This is a genomic window from Bacillus sp. 22-7, assembly GCF_010628845.1.
Lineage (GTDB): Bacteria > Bacillota > Bacilli > Bacillales > Cytobacillaceae > Cytobacillus > Cytobacillus firmus_B.
Genome location: NZ_NJQY01000022.1, coordinates 1 through 14600, shown reverse-complemented (window position 1 = coordinate 14600; position 14600 = coordinate 1). Strand labels below are relative to the sequence as shown.

The following is a 14600-nucleotide window of genomic DNA, read 5'->3' as shown; positions in this document are numbered from 1 at the left end:
CTAAGCCCGCTCCTTTTAAATTTAAAAAATCGCATTCAAGATGAGGTAAACAATACCCGCTAATGTTGCTGATATCGGCAATGTGATAACCCATGTAATAAGCATTCTCTGTGCTGTTCCCCATTTAACACCTTTAAGTCTGTGGGCAGATCCTACACCCAGGATAGAAGAGGAAATAACATGAGTAGTACTGACTGGTAAATGAATATATGTAGCGCCGAAGATGATCATTGCACCTGTTAAGTCAGCAGCCACTCCATTAATCGGGCGGATCTTCATGATTTTTCCGCCGACTGTCTTAATGATTTTCCAGCCGCCGATGGAAGTCCCGAGACCCATTGCTAATGCACAGGAAAACTGTACCCAAAATGGTATATCAGTTGAAGTGACATAGTTGTTTGCTATAAGTGCCATTGTAATAATACCCATGGCTTTCTGTGCGTCATTTGTTCCATGTGTATAAGATTGCAGAGCTGCTGTGAAAATCTGGAACAGCCTGAAGTTCCGATTTGTTTTAGTCAGGTTGTTGTTTTTGAAAACAATCTTAAAGATGCTATAAACAATAAAACCGGCTGCAAATGCAATTAACGGCGAAAAGATAAGTGCTTGAAGGATTTTTAAAAATCCCTGATAGTTTAAAGCTGAAAATCCTGCTGCGGCAATCGCAGCACCGGCAATTGAGCCTATGATTGCATGGGAAGAGCTGCTTGGGATGCCATAATACCAAGTCAGCAGATTCCAGAATATCGCAGCAACTAAAGCAGCCAGAATGACAAGAGAACCATTCTGCAAAGTGAAAGGGTCCACTATATCCTTTGTTATGGTTTTGGCAACCCCAGTAAATGTCATGGCACCAACAAAGTTCATGACGGCAGCCAATATGATGGCATGCCTTGGTTTAAGAGCCTTCGTGGAGACAGAGGTAGCTATTGCGTTTGCCGTATCATGAAATCCATTGATAAAATCAAATGCCAGAGCTCCAATGACAATTAAGATTGTAATAATAAATACTGCATCCATTGTGATCGCCCCTTAAGCATTTTTCATGATGATGGTTTCAAGCGTGTTGGCGACATTCTGGCAGCTGTCAGCAATATCTTCCAGAGTTTCATAAATTTCTTTATACTGAATAATCCGGATAGGATCTTTTTCAGTAGCAAAAAGATGCTTGATTGACTGACGGCGGACTCCATCACACTTGGATTCGTAATCTTTGATTTTGATCGCATGATCTCTTATTTGCAGTAATTTCTTAGTTGAAAGAAGTTCAACAGACTTTTCAATTTCAATTGCACAGTTCTTAATCGCATCCACGAACTTCAGCATAAATTCATCTGCCTGTGTCATGGAATACATTTCAAATAAATCAGCACATTCCTCAAATCCATCCAGCACATCATCCATGCTCATGGCGAGGTGAAGAATATCTTCTCTTTCGATCGGTGTAATAAAAGCGTTATTTAATTCCTTAATGACTTCATGTACATAGGAATCGCCTTTTGTTTCATAGTCCTTCATCGTTTTTGAAAAGGTTTTTAAATCACTGACATTGTTGATCTTATAGTCGGCAAAATAAATTGCACTATCCTTTAGATTCATGGAAATATTGCTTAACAGCGTGTTAAACTTGTCCTTTTTCTTAAAAACCATTTTTTTACCCCCAATATTTTAGGAAAACTTCAATCAAACGTTATTATTTTATACGAAATCGACAAAATATGATAGTTTTTTTTATTACAGTAATATTCCCTAGTTTAATAAGAATAAACGAAAAGACTATTTTCAGCTGAAAAAAAGACACCGCCAAATTCGGCGGTGCCTTAATTATGGGAAATGACAATCTACCCTTTCAGCCTTCCAATAAAATCATGCAGGTTTTCAAGTGAAATCAAATTTTCATTGCATTTCCGGCTGTCCTGGCAAATGTAATTCCCTTTTTTGGTATAGGTGCCTAACTGAGAACCCTTAATTTCAGTTAAGAACATGCCTGTTTCTTCGAGTTTGTTGCAGATGGCACAGATTCCTTTTTTGCCAAGCGGTTTAAATGTTCCATATATGCCAGTCAGCTTGCCATCCAGCAGGCTGATCATATATTTCCTGTTTGTACCTTTGTCGTCCCATCCCAAGTAACTTATTTCCCTGAAATCGATATTTTCAGGTGCTGGCATTTTTAGTTTTTTTGCCTTGGGAAACAGTTTTTTGATTGATTGTTCAGTTATAGACGGAAAGGGTATTACATATTCCCTAATATGCGCTAAGAAGGCATCAGCCTGATCTCTTTCTTTTATATCGCTGACTGGGGAAAGAAGCTGGTTTTGTTCTTCACTCAGCTCTGCAAAAAGGCCCATTACCTTTTCTGCAGAAAGAGACTTCAGTGCATTCAGCACCCCTGTATCATTTACAGATGCATGGCCGTTAATTAGCACTTGGGTCTGATATTTAATAAAATTATATTGATCATTCCTGATAAAAGGTTCCATTATACACACTCCTATACCTTCAGCACCTCTGTATATCAACTTCACTTTATAAGAATTACATAAAAATGTAAATGTATAAAATGATTTGGAAACGAACTTGGCATATGAAAAAGCACTGAACAAAGTTCAGTGCGAAAAATTCATTTTTTATAAACTATTTTTTTGATTGTTTCAGCGGAAAGAAAATATTCCTCCGCCAATTGGGTGATGGTTTTGCCGTTCTGAAAGGCGACTTTTATAGAATGGTTCCTATCATCCAGAGCTTTTCTTGCTCCAGAGCGGGAACCCCATTTTCGGTAGTCCTTTTCCGGTTTGGGGATATAAATAGCCTCACCCTGAACGTATTTTTGAATCTCTGCGATCAGATTGTCCGGTAAAACAGCATGTGCTTTTACATAACTCATTTCTGCCAGCTCCTTATTTATTTTGATAATAAAAAATGAATAAGGTGCAAAGCCGATATCAGAAATGGTTTTAGCTGAATGGGCGATAATAGTTTAGTACATTACCGCCTCATGCAAAGTATCGCCACCAATATCAGGCTTTGCATGAGACGCTGCATTATCAGGCATTGCAGCTGCAATGGCCATTCCCATCACCTCCTAGAATGTATTTTTTCATATTATAATTAAAATGATTGCTGATGTATATATCTGTTCAATTCGACAAATTTCGGGTGGTGCCTGTCACCACTTGATTCTTGCAGACTTTTCTGATAATATATTTTTCTGCCCACGCGTACGCTCATATGTATTTCTCCATTGCGGCTGAAAAATATTTGAAAGGAGAAACATATGTCATCTGATTTTGAACACCCCGATTTTCAAAAGGAAGTCCAGCGGCTTGAATTCACGAAACGTTATATTGATGTCGTGATTAAAACATCCGAATCCAACAAAGACAAGTTTCAGGAAAATATGAAAGAAGCTTTCGAGGACGTTGACTGGCTTGAATCCAGTTTGAGTTACTCTTCGCTCCTGACTAATGCCCGTTTTTTTGAAATGTCCAAAGATGAATTAATGCAGCTGAAAAAAGCCCGGAAAAAGCCTTACTTTGCCAGAATTGATTTCTTACGGCAGGATTTAAACGAAGAAGAGATACTGTACATAGGCAAAACTTCATTGTATTCAAGGGAAAATCAGGAGCAGATTATAGTTGACTGGCGTTCTCCGATAGCCAATTTATACTATGAAGGCAGGCTGGGAGAAGTTCAATACCATTCCTACGAAGAAAGCTTTACGGGACATTTGTCGTTGAAAAGGCAATATATGATTGAAGACGGGATTCTGGATGAAATACGGGATATTGACCTCACGACCACAGACGAATTGCTTCAGGAATCACTGTCAAAAAGCTCAAGCAACCGCCTCACTGAAATTATTTCAACCATACAGGAAGAACAGAACAGAATAATACGTGCTGATTTGAATAAGCCCATCATTGTTCAGGGGGCGGCAGGCAGCGGAAAGACAACCATTGCCCTGCATAGAATAAGTTATTTCATTTATCAGTACAAAGAAAATTTTGCCCCTGAACAGCTGATGATACTGGCGCCGAGCAGGCTTTTCATTGATTATATTTCAGAGGCGCTTCCTGAACTTGGGGTAGAGAGAGTCCGTCAGACAACCTACCAGGAATACGTCCTGGCATGTCTTGGCGAAAACCTGAAATTGGCGGAAGACAATAAATTAGTGAATCTGCTTGAAGACCATGGCAGTGAGGAAGTAAAACTTGCAGCCTGGGCATCATCCATTAAAGGTTCACAGGTATTTCAAACCATTCTCACTAATTACCTCAGAGAAATATATAATAGCTTCTGCCCCAGTGATGATTTTATGGTAGATAAGTTCAGGCTTTTTGGCCGCAAGAAATTCTTCCAGCTTTTTTTAGAGGACTACAATTATCTCCCTCTTTACCGCAGGCTGGAAAAATTGAAGGCTGTGCTTCAAAACGATCTTGCAAAGAAAAAGAAAAATATCATTAAGAAAATCGAAACGTATTATGACGAAAGAATCGAAAGGGCCCTCTATAGAGGCAGGGACCCTGAGAAAAGAAGACAATATGTTTCAGATGCTCTTGATAAAAAAGCATCCAGACTGGAAGAACTAAAGAGGAGCTTCAGGACAGCTGTGCCTAAATACATGAAGCAATTCCCGAAAAAAAGCCTGGTCCGGTATTACAAAGACCTATTCGAAGACCCTGTACGTCTTTCAAGATTATCAGGCGGAAAATTGCCTGTTGACGATGCACATAAACTTTGTGAATATTGCCGGGAGTTGTTCAGAAAAAAAGTTTATGAGAGGGAAGACTTAGCTTTAATGCTTTATCTGCAGGAAAGCTTATTTGGCATTCCCAAAGAGCTGAAGGCGAAAAATATTGTCATTGATGAAGCCCAGGACTACAGCTTTATGGAGCTTCTCTCATTAAAAAAGTCACTTGATACAGATATGTTTACACTAGTGGGGGACCTTGCCCAGGGAATTCACTCCTACAGGGGGCTAATAAGCTGGCAGGAGGTCCTGGATTTTATTTTTCCCCGTGCAACATATACAGAGCTTCAGAAAAGCTATCGTACTACAGTGGAAATTATGGAAAAAGCAAATGAATTACTTAAACTTCTTCCTTACTCATTCCCCGAGGTGGAGCCGGTCGTCCGCCATGGCAGAAATCCTGAGTTTATCAGGAGGGAAGATGGAAGCGAACTGGTAAAACAGCTTGAGAAACAGGTCATTTCATTGAAAGAAGAAGAGTATAAAACATTTGCGGTGATCGGGAAAACGATGAAAGACTGTCAGCTCATTCACAGCCTTTTTGAAAAGCATGCCAGGCTCCCTTTTAAACTGCTGCAGGAACAGGAAAGCATACCGAAGGATGAAATCGTTATCGTGCCATCTTACTTGGCCAAGGGACTTGAATTTGATGCTGTTATGATTCTGTCCATGGAAGAGGAGTTTTCCAGAAATTCTGAACTGGACATTAAATTGCTTTATGTCGCCATGACACGGCCTCTTCACCGATTATTTTTTTATGGATTGAAACAAGGCAATTTCATAGTAGTTTAAAACTTCAGCAGCTGATTTGTCAGCTGCTTATTCTTTTTTTGAAAAATGATCCTGTCCCTTGTTTAGGACAAAATTTCACCGGGAAAATCATTTTTACATGAGAAAAACTGGTAAAGAATGCGGAAATATAAAATCCCGGCATCTGCCGTTTATATAGATGGGCGATTGCATCTCAAAGGCAATCGCTTTTGTTTTGGAGTGTAAACAGTAGGTCCCCTTCTCCTGGAAATGATAAAATGAATTAAAACAAGGAAGGAGATGATTCCATCATATGAAGGATATCAGCGGCACTTTAACCTTAAATAATGGAGTTGAAATGCCTCAATTCGGGCTCGGAGTATATAAAGTCGAAAAGGGATTGCAGATTGAAAACACAGTAAAAGATGCCATTAACATAGGATACAGGCTGATTGATACTGCGGCTTTTTATGAAAATGAGGAGGGTGTTGGCAAGGCAATAAAAGAAAGCGGAGTGACCAGAGAAGAGCTGTTCATTACGACAAAAGTATGGAATACGGATCAGGGATATGATCAGACCCTTAATGCTTTTGATAATAGTTTGAAAAAGATGGGATTGGATTACATAGATTTATACCTTATCCATTGGCCGGTTAAGGAGAAATACCTCGAAACCTGGAAGGCGCTTGAAAAGCTTTATAAGGATGGCAAGGCAAGAGCCATAGGGGTGAGCAATTTTCAAATTCATCATTTAAAGGATATTCTGGAGAATTCTTCTGAAAAGCCTTCAGTCAATCAGGTTGAGCTGCATCCTCTTCTTTCTCAGAAAGAATTGAGGGCATTTTGCAGTGAACATAATATAAAAGTACAGGCCTGGTCTCCAATTGCCAGGGGAAGAGTGCTCGAGGACAGTGACATAAAAGAAATTGCCGAAAGGCACGGTAAATCAGCAGCCCAGATTATTCTAAGATGGCATCTCCAAAACGGCATAATGGTCATTCCTAAATCTGTGAAAAAAGATAGACTAAGGGAAAATGCAGATATATTTGATTTTATATTAACTGAAGATGAAATGAGACAAATAAATGCATTAAATAATAACCATCGCTTTGGAGCAGATCCGGACAATTTTGATTTCTAAAATCATATTGCAAAAAACATCCTAACGGGTGTTTTTTTATTTTATAAAATTTTTCCAGTAGAATAGTTTTTAAATTTTTGGTTTTAGATAATGAATCCTGGGTAATTTAATTGTACAAGCAGATAAGATCACCAAAAGCTGCGCAGCTGAATGAAATTCTTTATCTGATCAAAAGCTAAAATAAATTAAAACGAGGAGTGATTTTCAATGTTGAGCTTTTTATGGGCATTAATTATAGGTGGTATTATTGGTTGGTTAGCAGGTATGATTTTGGGAAGAGATATTCCAGGCGGAATTATCGGTAACATCATCGCTGGTTTCATTGGTGCATGGTTAGGGTCATTAATTCTTGGTGATTGGGGACCAGTCGTAGCTGACTTTGCTATTATTCCTGCTTTAATTGGTGCTATCGTGCTTGTATTCATCGTAGGCTTCATCATGAAGGCTATGCGTAAATCTCATGACTAATTGAATTAATCAAAAGAAGTCCCGTTTGGGGCTTCTTTTTTTTTGCATCAATCCCTCTGCTTTTTAGCAGAAAACTAAAGCTGCCTTAAGATAAGGCAGCTCTAAGTTAAAAACGATATGGGTCAATTCCCTTAAAAATCCCGGGATCATCCAGGAAAGGCGCATGACAGACTATAGCCTCCTCTAAGAATGGATGCGGAATCTCAAGCTTTACTGCATGCAGTGCCTGACGTGCAAAAACAGGTTTACCGCCATATAAAGTATCCCCTGCAAGAGAATGTCCAATATGGCTTAGATGAACACGGATCTGGTGTGTTCTGCCTGTATCCAAACGGCACTTAATAAGTGAAAGATTTTGTTTAGGATAGTACTCAATTAATTCATAGTTCGTTGAAGCAGGCTGACCGCCGGGGGATACCCTTCTCCTGGTTGGATGATGCCTGTCCCTCCCAATTGGTTCCCTTATGGTCCCTCTATTCTTTGACATTTTGCCATGGACTAAAGCTAAATATGTGCGCTTAATTCTTCTTTCTTCCAGCTCTTTATCCAGAATTGCACCAGCTAATGCATGTTTCGCAAATAAAATGGCTCCGGTTGTGTCACGATCCAGGCGATGTATATGTTTTATGCCTCTATACTCCCCCTGCATTTGTATATGAAAAGCTGCAGCGTTTGCGAGGGTATCCGTTTGATCCGGTAAGTTAGGATGCGTGTCCATACCGGCCGGTTTATTCAAAACAAGCATATGGTCATCTTCAAAAAGAACATCAATCTCATAATATGATGGGATAACGCCTGGATCTTCCTCCTCGAAAAATTGAAATTTTAATTTATCTCCTGCATGCACAGGTTTTGTCCAATTGGCAGGTTCATCATTGGATAATACCTGTTTTTTCATTCTCATATTGTGTGTTTGTTTCTTTGGTGCTCCCCATAATGTCCTGACAATATATTCGATTGAATATCCCTCCCAGTGGGCAGGTACTTCTATTTCACACCATTCACCAAACCTTTGTAGTTTTACCATAAATTACTCCTTATCCTGATTGAATAATCTGACCTTTATTACATATAAATTAATGACAATAATATTTTAGCCTTTAAAGCCAGCTGATAAAAGGAATAGTGGTCCTCGAAAAATTATTGTAATATTTAAAATCACCTTTTTTTTTGCTGAAAAGGGGGTTATTATAGATCTTTAGAACTAATTATTTAGCATTATACCTGTGCCATCTATTTCCGGAGGAGGAATAAATACCAACAAATCCCTACTCCATGGGTATAATTACCACCCTAAAGGGCTTTTAGAATATGATATTCTTATGTATATATTACGAACTGATTACAAGGATTACAAAGGTGGGTTATCAGTGAAGGTTGTATTTGCATCAACTCCTGATCAGGAACTAAAAATTCAAGAATTAATAGGAAAATTCTATTCAAATGTGTTTCCTCTTTATTTCACAGACGATGATATAAGAGAATTTGAACAGCAGAAGATTTTACATACTTCTACCAGACACTTTGAATACTTTGGAACATTAAAGGAGGCTTACCAGGTTATAGCAGGGCTGCAGACGCTCATGGCTATCCTGGAATCCCGCCCAATCAGCGGCAAATATGAAACGATATTCTTCAAAAATGTTCAAATACTTCAAGAATTCGGCTTATCATTTCCGTTTGATTACAGTCATTTTTGCGGAGAGAGAATGCCCCGGAATGATTTATTCAGTGTTTATGCTAAAGCCGCAAATGAATTGCTTGTATGAAAAAACGCCTGCTGCAGCAGGCGTTTTTGGGTTATTTGGAATTCTCATTAAACCACTGTTCAAAAACTTCTTTTTCCTGTGAACCGGTAATTCTGTTAACCTCTTTGCCGTCCTTGAATTGAACGATTGTTGGAGTTTCCTTTATTCCGTAATTGTCCCAGCCGTCTTCAAATTCAAGCAGGTTGAATTGCACCAGATCAATTCCCATATCTTCTGTAAGCGGAGCCACCACTGGAGTAGTCTTTTGGCAATGAGGGCATGTCGGGCTATAAAAATAAACCGTTACATCTTCTTTTTCATCTAACTTTTTGTCCAATTCTTCGGGAAGGATCAGGTTTTGATAATTCGGGTCTCCAAGCTGTTTGACTGTTTCAGGATGAAGTGAATCCTTTTCATATGGATTTTTCTCAGACACTTTTTCTTCGTTTTGCATTTTAGTTAACATTCCAACTGCTGCAAATAATGCAACGATAATGGCAAGAAATATAATGACCTTTTTCATTATTCTGCTGCCTCCTTCGTTTTCTTCCAGACAAGATAACTGCAAATAAAAATAATAATAAAAGCTGCTAATGCTAAAAATGGAATTGTAACAAATCCCAGCCAATTAATATACTGCCCCGTACAGGGAACTCTCCCGCATGCTGCTGCATGATCAGCCATAAATGAAATCTTTTGAATTGAGTAGTGGTAGATGGAAATACCGGCTCCAACAGCAGATAACACCATTGTATATAAGCTGATGCGATAATCCTTTTTAACCACACCCAAGCCTAGTATGACAGCAAAGGGATACATGACAATCCTCTGATACCAGCAAAGCTCGCACGGTTCATATTGCCTGATTTCCGAAAAATAAAGGCTGCCGAACATAGCAAGAATCGAAGCTGCCCAGGCAATAAACAGCAAATTCTCCCGCCGGTCTGTTTGTGTTTTCTCCATAATAATCTCCTTATTAATATGTACTCTAAAATTATAAAGCTATTGGACATCCCTTGTAAATCAACATGTGCAGACAATCAGCAGAAATAGGGCTTTTGTGGCAAAGATATTAACGGGTTATAAATTAAAAGAAGACATTTAACACTTTTATAGAAATATATACAAAGGAAAAGAAGCAAGATAATTAAGAGGGAATTTACTTAAGAAGTTACGAATGCAGCAAAAAAGGGAAAAGAAATCTGTACATCTCTGGAGAGGCTGATCTTTGTAACAGCTCCCAGGAGATTTATTACGAGAGAAAGCAAGTATAAAATCTTAACTTTGAAAACTGTCTAGCGCAAGCAGCCTACCCCCTCGAGATGTCGGGGGTGGGCAAGGCGCTTCCGCTTTTCTGACAAAAGGAGTGCACCACCATTGACAAAGCTTGATTTAACGAAGTTTGAGAAGAAAATGATTATCAGAAATACCCGGCATTCAGATATAGATCATATCATTGCCCTTCAGGAGTTATGTTTTCCCGGCATGGTTCCCTGGAAGAAGGATCAGCTTGAAAGCCATCTGGAAATTTTCCCTGAAGGCCAGTTTGTTGCAGAATATGACGGGGAAATCATTGGATCCTGTTCAAGCCTTATTATAAATTTTGATGAGTATGATGACCGTCATTCCTGGGATGATGTGACAGACAAAGGATACATAACGAACCATAATCCGGAAGGCTATAACCTTTATGGAATAGAAGTAATGGTTCATCCTGATTACCGCAGAATGAAAATCGGCCATCGCCTGTATGAAGAAAGGAAGGAGCTTGTCAGGTCTTTAAATTTAAAAAGCATCATCATAGGCGGACGAATTCCAAACTATCATAAATACTCCAATGAAATGAACCCGCGAGAATATGTTAACGAGGTGTCGCTTCATAAAATCTATGACCCGGTTTTATCCTTTCAGCTCCTGAATGGATTTACCCTGATGAGGATTAATCCCAACTATTTGCCTGACGATGTGCAGTCAAATAAATATGCCACCCTGATGGAATGGAATAATGTCGACTACAGACCAATGAGCAAACGCTTTTATAAAACGAGCTACCCGGTACGTATATGCGTGGTTCAATATTTAATGCGGCAGATAAAATCCTTCGATGAATTTGCTCATCAGGTGGAATATTTTACAGATGTAGCTTCTGACTCAGGGTCCGACTTTGCGGTTTTCCCCGAGTTATTTACTACCCAGCTGATGTCCTTTTTGGAAGAACGTTCACCTAGCCTAGCGGTAAGAAAGCTGACAGAATACACTGAGCAATACATCGAGTTATTTACGGATTTGGCAGTCAGGTATAATATCAATATTATTGGCGGCTCTCATTTTGTTAAAGAAGATGATGACGAGATATATAATATTGCTTACCTTTTCCGCCGGGATGGAACGATTGAAAAGCAGTATAAGCTCCATATTACGCCAAATGAGCGCAAATGGTGGGGAATCAGCCGCGGAGATGAAGTAAAGGTATTTGATACGGACTGCGGAAAAATAGCCATTCAAATCTGCTATGACATCGAATTTCCTGAGCTGGCGAGAATTGCTACTGATAAAGGGGCAAAAATAATATTTACCCCTTTCTGTACCGAAGATCGCCAGGGATATTTAAGGGTACGCTATTGTGCTCAGGCGCGCGCTGTTGAAAATCAAGTATACACGGTTATTTCAGGTACGGTAGGCAATCTTCCGCAAACAGAGAATATGGATATTCAGTATGCACAATCTGCGATTTTTGCCCCATCCGATTTTGAGTTTGCAAGGGATGGCATAGTGGGGGAAACAAATCCGAATATCGAAATGGTCCTGATAGGGGATGTTGATCTGGAAATCCTCCGCCGCCAGAGGCAGGATGGCACAGTACGCCAGCTAAAAGACCGCCGGCATGATATTTACAGCATTAAATATAAGAAGTAATATATAGTTGCAGCTTGAGCGCCTTTCACCTGGCGCTCAAATGCTTTTTCATGGAAGAATACATAATCATAATCTCAGGGTGGAATTTTGTCAAAATAACTCGGATATTATTAAAAGGAATATCCATCTGAAACTCGAAAAGGATATGCAGAAGCTTTTTTTAGGAGGTTATACAATGGAATGGAAAACAGCAGCAGAACGATGGATAAACCATGAGGATCTGGACAATGAATTATTAGAACAGCTAAAAGGTCTGCAGGGAAATGAAAAGCTCCTTGAAGAAGCATTTTATAAGGGACTGGAATTCGGAACAGGAGGCATGCGCGGGGAAATTGGCCCGGGAACAAACCGCATGAATATCTATACTGTCCGGAAGGCATCTGCAGGATTAGCGGCTTACATAGAGGAAAAAGGATTGGAAGCAAAAAATAGGGGAGTGGCTATTGCTTATGATTCACGCCGGATGTCTCCGGAATTTGCAATGGAAGCGGCTAAAACACTTGCAAGCAGGGGCATACAGACGTATGTATTTGACGAGCTTCGTCCAACTCCCGAACTTTCATTCGCAGTCCGGTACCTGCATGCGTATGCAGGTATAGTCATTACAGCCAGCCATAATCCTCCGGAATACAATGGTTATAAGGTGTATGGATCTGATGGGGCTCAGCTGACTCCCTCGGAAGCTGACATTGTTATAAGCAAAGTAAATGAATTAGAAAACGAGTTGCTGATAGAAGTAATGGATGAAGATGTATTAAAGGAAAAAGGGCTCATCACCATGATCGGCAAAACAGTTGATCAGGCCTATCAGAAGCAGCTCCTTACCATTTCCGAAAATCCCGGTGCTGCGAACGAAGCGGATGTGCGTGTAGTATTTACGCCTCTTCACGGTACGGCCAACAAGCCTGTCAGAGAGGCTTTATCAGCGCTGGGTTATGTAAATGTGCATGTGGTAAAGGAACAGGAGCTCCCGGATCCTGAGTTCTCAACAGTAAAGAGCCCTAATCCAGAGGAAAAAGATGCTTTTGAGCTGGCAATGAGAGATGGAAGAGAAACCAATGCAGATTTATTAATTGCTACAGACCCGGACGCCGATCGGCTTGGAATCGCTGCGAAGAACAAAGAAGGTGAGTATGTTCTTTTGACAGGGAATCAGACAGGGGCGTTGCTGCTTCACTACATACTTTCTCAGAAAAAAGAAAAGAATACATTGCCTGACAATGGCATCATGCTAAAAACGATCGTTACATCTGAATTTGGCCGCAGGGTTGCCTCTTCTTTTGGAGTAGAAACCATTGATGTTTTAACTGGCTTCAAATTCATTGCAGAAAAAATCAAGGGATATGAAGAGTCGGGTGAATACAGCTTCCTGTTCGGATATGAGGAAAGCTATGGATATCTTATCGGCGACTTTGCAAGGGACAAGGACGCTATCCAGGCAGCCCTGCTTGCGACAGAAATGGCTGCTTATTATAAAAAGAAAGGCATGTCCCTATATGAAGCATTGCTCAGCTTATTTGATGAGTTTGGCTATTTCCTTGAAGGATTAAATTCAATGACACTCAAAGGAATTGAAGGAGCTGAAAAAATCCAGCAGACACTGGCATCTTTCCGTGCTAATCCGATAAAGGAACTTGAAGGCATGAAAGTTCAGGCTGTAGAAGATTACTTAACAGGAATCAGAACGGAAGCAGATGGAACAGAGGAGAATATCGGCCTGCCAAAGTCCAATGTTATTAAGTATTTCTTCGAAGAAGGTAACTGGATCTGCCTAAGGCCATCAGGTACAGAACCGAAAATTAAATTTTACTTTGGAATCAATGACTCTTCATTAGCCGGCAGCAAGGAGAAACTGGAATCCGTTCAAAAAGCATTTATGGGCATCGTCGAAGAAAGAATGGGTATTTCACTATCAAAATAAATTTCACACCCAGAAGTGTCAACAGAAAGGAAGATTCGATGTTAAAGGGACAAACGGCAATTGTAACAGGTGCATCCAGAGGGATCGGCAAGGAAATCGCTGTTAAGCTGGCTCAGCAGGGCATGAAGCTAACCCTGATTGGAAGTTCAGAGGAAATACATCAATCTGCAGAAGACCTCAATAAAATGGGATTTTCAGATGTAATGCCCATTCAGGCGGATATCTCAAATGAAGCACAAGTAAAGGCAGCAGTTGAAAAAACTCTTCAGACATACGGGCAGCTTGACCTTCTTGTGAACAATGCAGGTATGGGCTTTTTTAAACAGGTTGATGAAACGACACTGGAAGAGTGGAAAAAAGTCTTTGAAGTCAATGTGCAGGGAGTTTTTCTCGGAAGCAGGGCAGTACTGCCGCATATGAAAGAGCGGAAATCAGGTACAATCATTACCATTTCTTCAGATGTAGCCAGGTATACTATACCGAATGGATCAGCCTATACGGCAACAAAATATGCAGTTCAAGGCTTCTCGGGATCTTTAGCTCAGGAAGTCAGAGAATACGGTATCCGCGTCGGAACGATAAATCCTGGAATGGTTGATACGTTCTTTGCAGAATCCAAGCAGGGACTCGAAGAGAAAAAAGATTGGCTGAAAGTCGAAGATATCGCAAATGCTGTTGTTTACATGGCATCAGCACCGAAACACATGATGATAGACGAAATCGTTCTTCATCCATTTGTTCAAAATTATCCAATAGCATAAAGTGAAACTTCAATCAGTGGGGGTTTTCCTTATCCCCACTGATTGTTAGTCGCGTTCTAGTGTCGCTAAGATCTCCGCTAGCGCTTCGATCAATCGACACTACGAACCCGATTGGTTCAACTAAGCCTCTGCCTGCGCGTCGGCA

Annotated in this window: 14 protein-coding genes; 7 read left to right on the top strand and 7 right to left on the bottom strand. The window is 40.1% G+C overall.

Annotated features, from left to right (window positions below):
• Positions 1–21 precede the first annotated feature (21 nt).
• From CE058_RS16660 to CE058_RS16645, 4 genes are all read right to left on the bottom strand, one after another.
• Positions 22–1020, bottom strand: coding sequence for an inorganic phosphate transporter (locus CE058_RS16660; RefSeq protein WP_048011738.1), 999 nt, complete (start codon positions 1018–1020; stop codon positions 22–24).
• 12 nt (positions 1021–1032) lie between these two features.
• Positions 1033–1650 (bottom strand): DUF47 domain-containing protein, encoded by a 618-nt coding sequence (locus CE058_RS16655; RefSeq protein ID WP_048011739.1) that lies wholly within the window; start codon positions 1648–1650, stop codon positions 1033–1035.
• Between the two features lie 191 nt (positions 1651–1841).
• Positions 1842–2480, bottom strand: a complete 639-nt coding sequence (locus tag CE058_RS16650) for a FusB/FusC family EF-G-binding protein (RefSeq protein WP_048011740.1) — start codon at positions 2478–2480, stop codon at positions 1842–1844.
• A 140-nt stretch (positions 2481–2620) separates the two neighbouring features.
• A complete protein-coding gene (locus CE058_RS16645) occupies positions 2621–2884 on the bottom strand; it encodes a CD3324 family protein (RefSeq protein ID WP_048011741.1) in 264 nt (87 codons plus the stop codon).
• A 390-nt stretch (positions 2885–3274) separates the two neighbouring features.
• On the opposite strand from CE058_RS16645, the gene helD reads away from it, so the two are divergent.
• From helD to CE058_RS16630, 3 genes are all read left to right on the top strand, one after another.
• Positions 3275–5542 carry an RNA polymerase recycling motor HelD gene (gene helD / locus CE058_RS16640; protein ID WP_163144195.1) on the top strand — a complete coding sequence of 756 codons (2268 nt, stop codon included), beginning with the start codon at positions 3275–3277 and terminating at the stop codon, positions 5540–5542.
• A gap of 271 nt (positions 5543–5813) precedes the next feature.
• On the top strand, positions 5814–6641 hold the full coding sequence (locus CE058_RS16635) for an aldo/keto reductase (protein WP_163144193.1): 828 nt from the start codon (positions 5814–5816) through the stop codon (positions 6639–6641).
• Positions 6642–6848: 207 nt separating this feature from the next.
• Positions 6849–7109: a GlsB/YeaQ/YmgE family stress response membrane protein gene (locus CE058_RS16630; protein WP_035326710.1), complete on the top strand. Its 261-nt coding sequence runs from the start codon at positions 6849–6851 to the stop codon at positions 7107–7109.
• Between the two features lie 106 nt (positions 7110–7215).
• Here CE058_RS16630 and CE058_RS16625 read toward each other — a convergent pair whose 3' ends face one another.
• The gene (locus tag CE058_RS16625) at positions 7216–8136 is read right to left on the bottom strand and encodes an RluA family pseudouridine synthase (RefSeq protein WP_163144191.1); all 921 of its coding nucleotides are present in this window, start codon (positions 8134–8136) and stop codon (positions 7216–7218) included.
• 343 nt (positions 8137–8479) lie between these two features.
• Between CE058_RS16625 and CE058_RS16620 the strand changes: the two genes are divergently transcribed.
• Positions 8480–8878, top strand: coding sequence for a YhcU family protein (locus CE058_RS16620; protein ID WP_048011214.1), 399 nt, complete (start codon positions 8480–8482; stop codon positions 8876–8878).
• A gap of 31 nt (positions 8879–8909) precedes the next feature.
• On the opposite strand, the gene CE058_RS16615 is transcribed toward CE058_RS16620, so the two are convergent.
• Both CE058_RS16615 and CE058_RS16610 read right to left on the bottom strand, forming a co-directional pair.
• The gene (locus CE058_RS16615; RefSeq protein WP_048011213.1) at positions 8910–9380 is read right to left on the bottom strand and encodes a thioredoxin family protein; all 471 of its coding nucleotides are present in this window, start codon (positions 9378–9380) and stop codon (positions 8910–8912) included.
• Entirely contained in the window at positions 9380–9820 is a 441-nt protein-coding gene (locus tag CE058_RS16610) for a disulfide oxidoreductase (RefSeq protein WP_048011212.1), read from the bottom strand. Before CE058_RS16610 ends, CE058_RS16615 begins: the two co-directional genes overlap by 1 nt.
• A gap of 450 nt (positions 9821–10270) precedes the next feature.
• On the opposite strand from CE058_RS16610, the gene CE058_RS16605 reads away from it, so the two are divergent.
• The 3 genes from CE058_RS16605 to CE058_RS16595 all read left to right on the top strand — a co-directional run bounded on the left by CE058_RS16605 (position 10271) and on the right by CE058_RS16595 (position 14455).
• Entirely contained in the window at positions 10271–11773 is a 1503-nt protein-coding gene (locus tag CE058_RS16605; protein ID WP_048011218.1) for a bifunctional GNAT family N-acetyltransferase/carbon-nitrogen hydrolase family protein, read from the top strand.
• 175 nt (positions 11774–11948) lie between these two features.
• Positions 11949–13694 carry a phospho-sugar mutase gene (locus CE058_RS16600; RefSeq protein ID WP_163144189.1) on the top strand — a complete coding sequence of 582 codons (1746 nt, stop codon included), beginning with the start codon at positions 11949–11951 and terminating at the stop codon, positions 13692–13694.
• Between the two features lie 38 nt (positions 13695–13732).
• Complete coding sequence (locus CE058_RS16595) at positions 13733–14455, top strand: SDR family oxidoreductase (protein WP_048011211.1); 723 nt, start codon at positions 13733–13735, stop codon at positions 14453–14455.
• The last annotated feature ends 145 nt before the right edge of the window (positions 14456–14600 follow it).

What these genes read in the sequence shown, in the direction of transcription:
- CE058_RS16660 (WP_048011738.1), bottom strand. Translation starts at nt 1,020, where the DNA reads ATGGATGCAGTATTTATTATTACAATCTTAATTGTCATTGGAGCTCTG.
- CE058_RS16655 (WP_048011739.1), bottom strand. Translation starts at nt 1,650, where the DNA reads ATGGTTTTTAAGAAAAAGGACAAGTTTAACACGCTGTTAAGCAATATT.
- CE058_RS16650 (WP_048011740.1), bottom strand. Translation starts at nt 2,480, where the DNA reads ATGGAACCTTTTATCAGGAATGATCAATATAATTTTATTAAATATCAG.
- CE058_RS16645 (WP_048011741.1), bottom strand. Translation starts at nt 2,884, where the DNA reads ATGAGTTATGTAAAAGCACATGCTGTTTTACCGGACAATCTGATCGCA.
- helD (WP_163144195.1), top strand. Translation starts at nt 3,275, where the DNA reads ATGTCATCTGATTTTGAACACCCCGATTTTCAAAAGGAAGTCCAGCGG.
- CE058_RS16635 (WP_163144193.1), top strand. Translation starts at nt 5,814, where the DNA reads ATGAAGGATATCAGCGGCACTTTAACCTTAAATAATGGAGTTGAAATG.
- CE058_RS16630 (WP_035326710.1), top strand. Translation starts at nt 6,849, where the DNA reads ATGTTGAGCTTTTTATGGGCATTAATTATAGGTGGTATTATTGGTTGG.
- CE058_RS16625 (WP_163144191.1), bottom strand. Translation starts at nt 8,136, where the DNA reads ATGGTAAAACTACAAAGGTTTGGTGAATGGTGTGAAATAGAAGTACCT.
- CE058_RS16615 (WP_048011213.1), bottom strand. Translation starts at nt 9,380, where the DNA reads ATGAAAAAGGTCATTATATTTCTTGCCATTATCGTTGCATTATTTGCA.
- CE058_RS16610 (WP_048011212.1), bottom strand. Translation starts at nt 9,820, where the DNA reads ATGGAGAAAACACAAACAGACCGGCGGGAGAATTTGCTGTTTATTGCC.
- CE058_RS16605 (WP_048011218.1), top strand. Translation starts at nt 10,271, where the DNA reads ATGATTATCAGAAATACCCGGCATTCAGATATAGATCATATCATTGCC.
- CE058_RS16600 (WP_163144189.1), top strand. Translation starts at nt 11,949, where the DNA reads ATGGAATGGAAAACAGCAGCAGAACGATGGATAAACCATGAGGATCTG.
- CE058_RS16595 (WP_048011211.1), top strand. Translation starts at nt 13,733, where the DNA reads ATGTTAAAGGGACAAACGGCAATTGTAACAGGTGCATCCAGAGGGATC.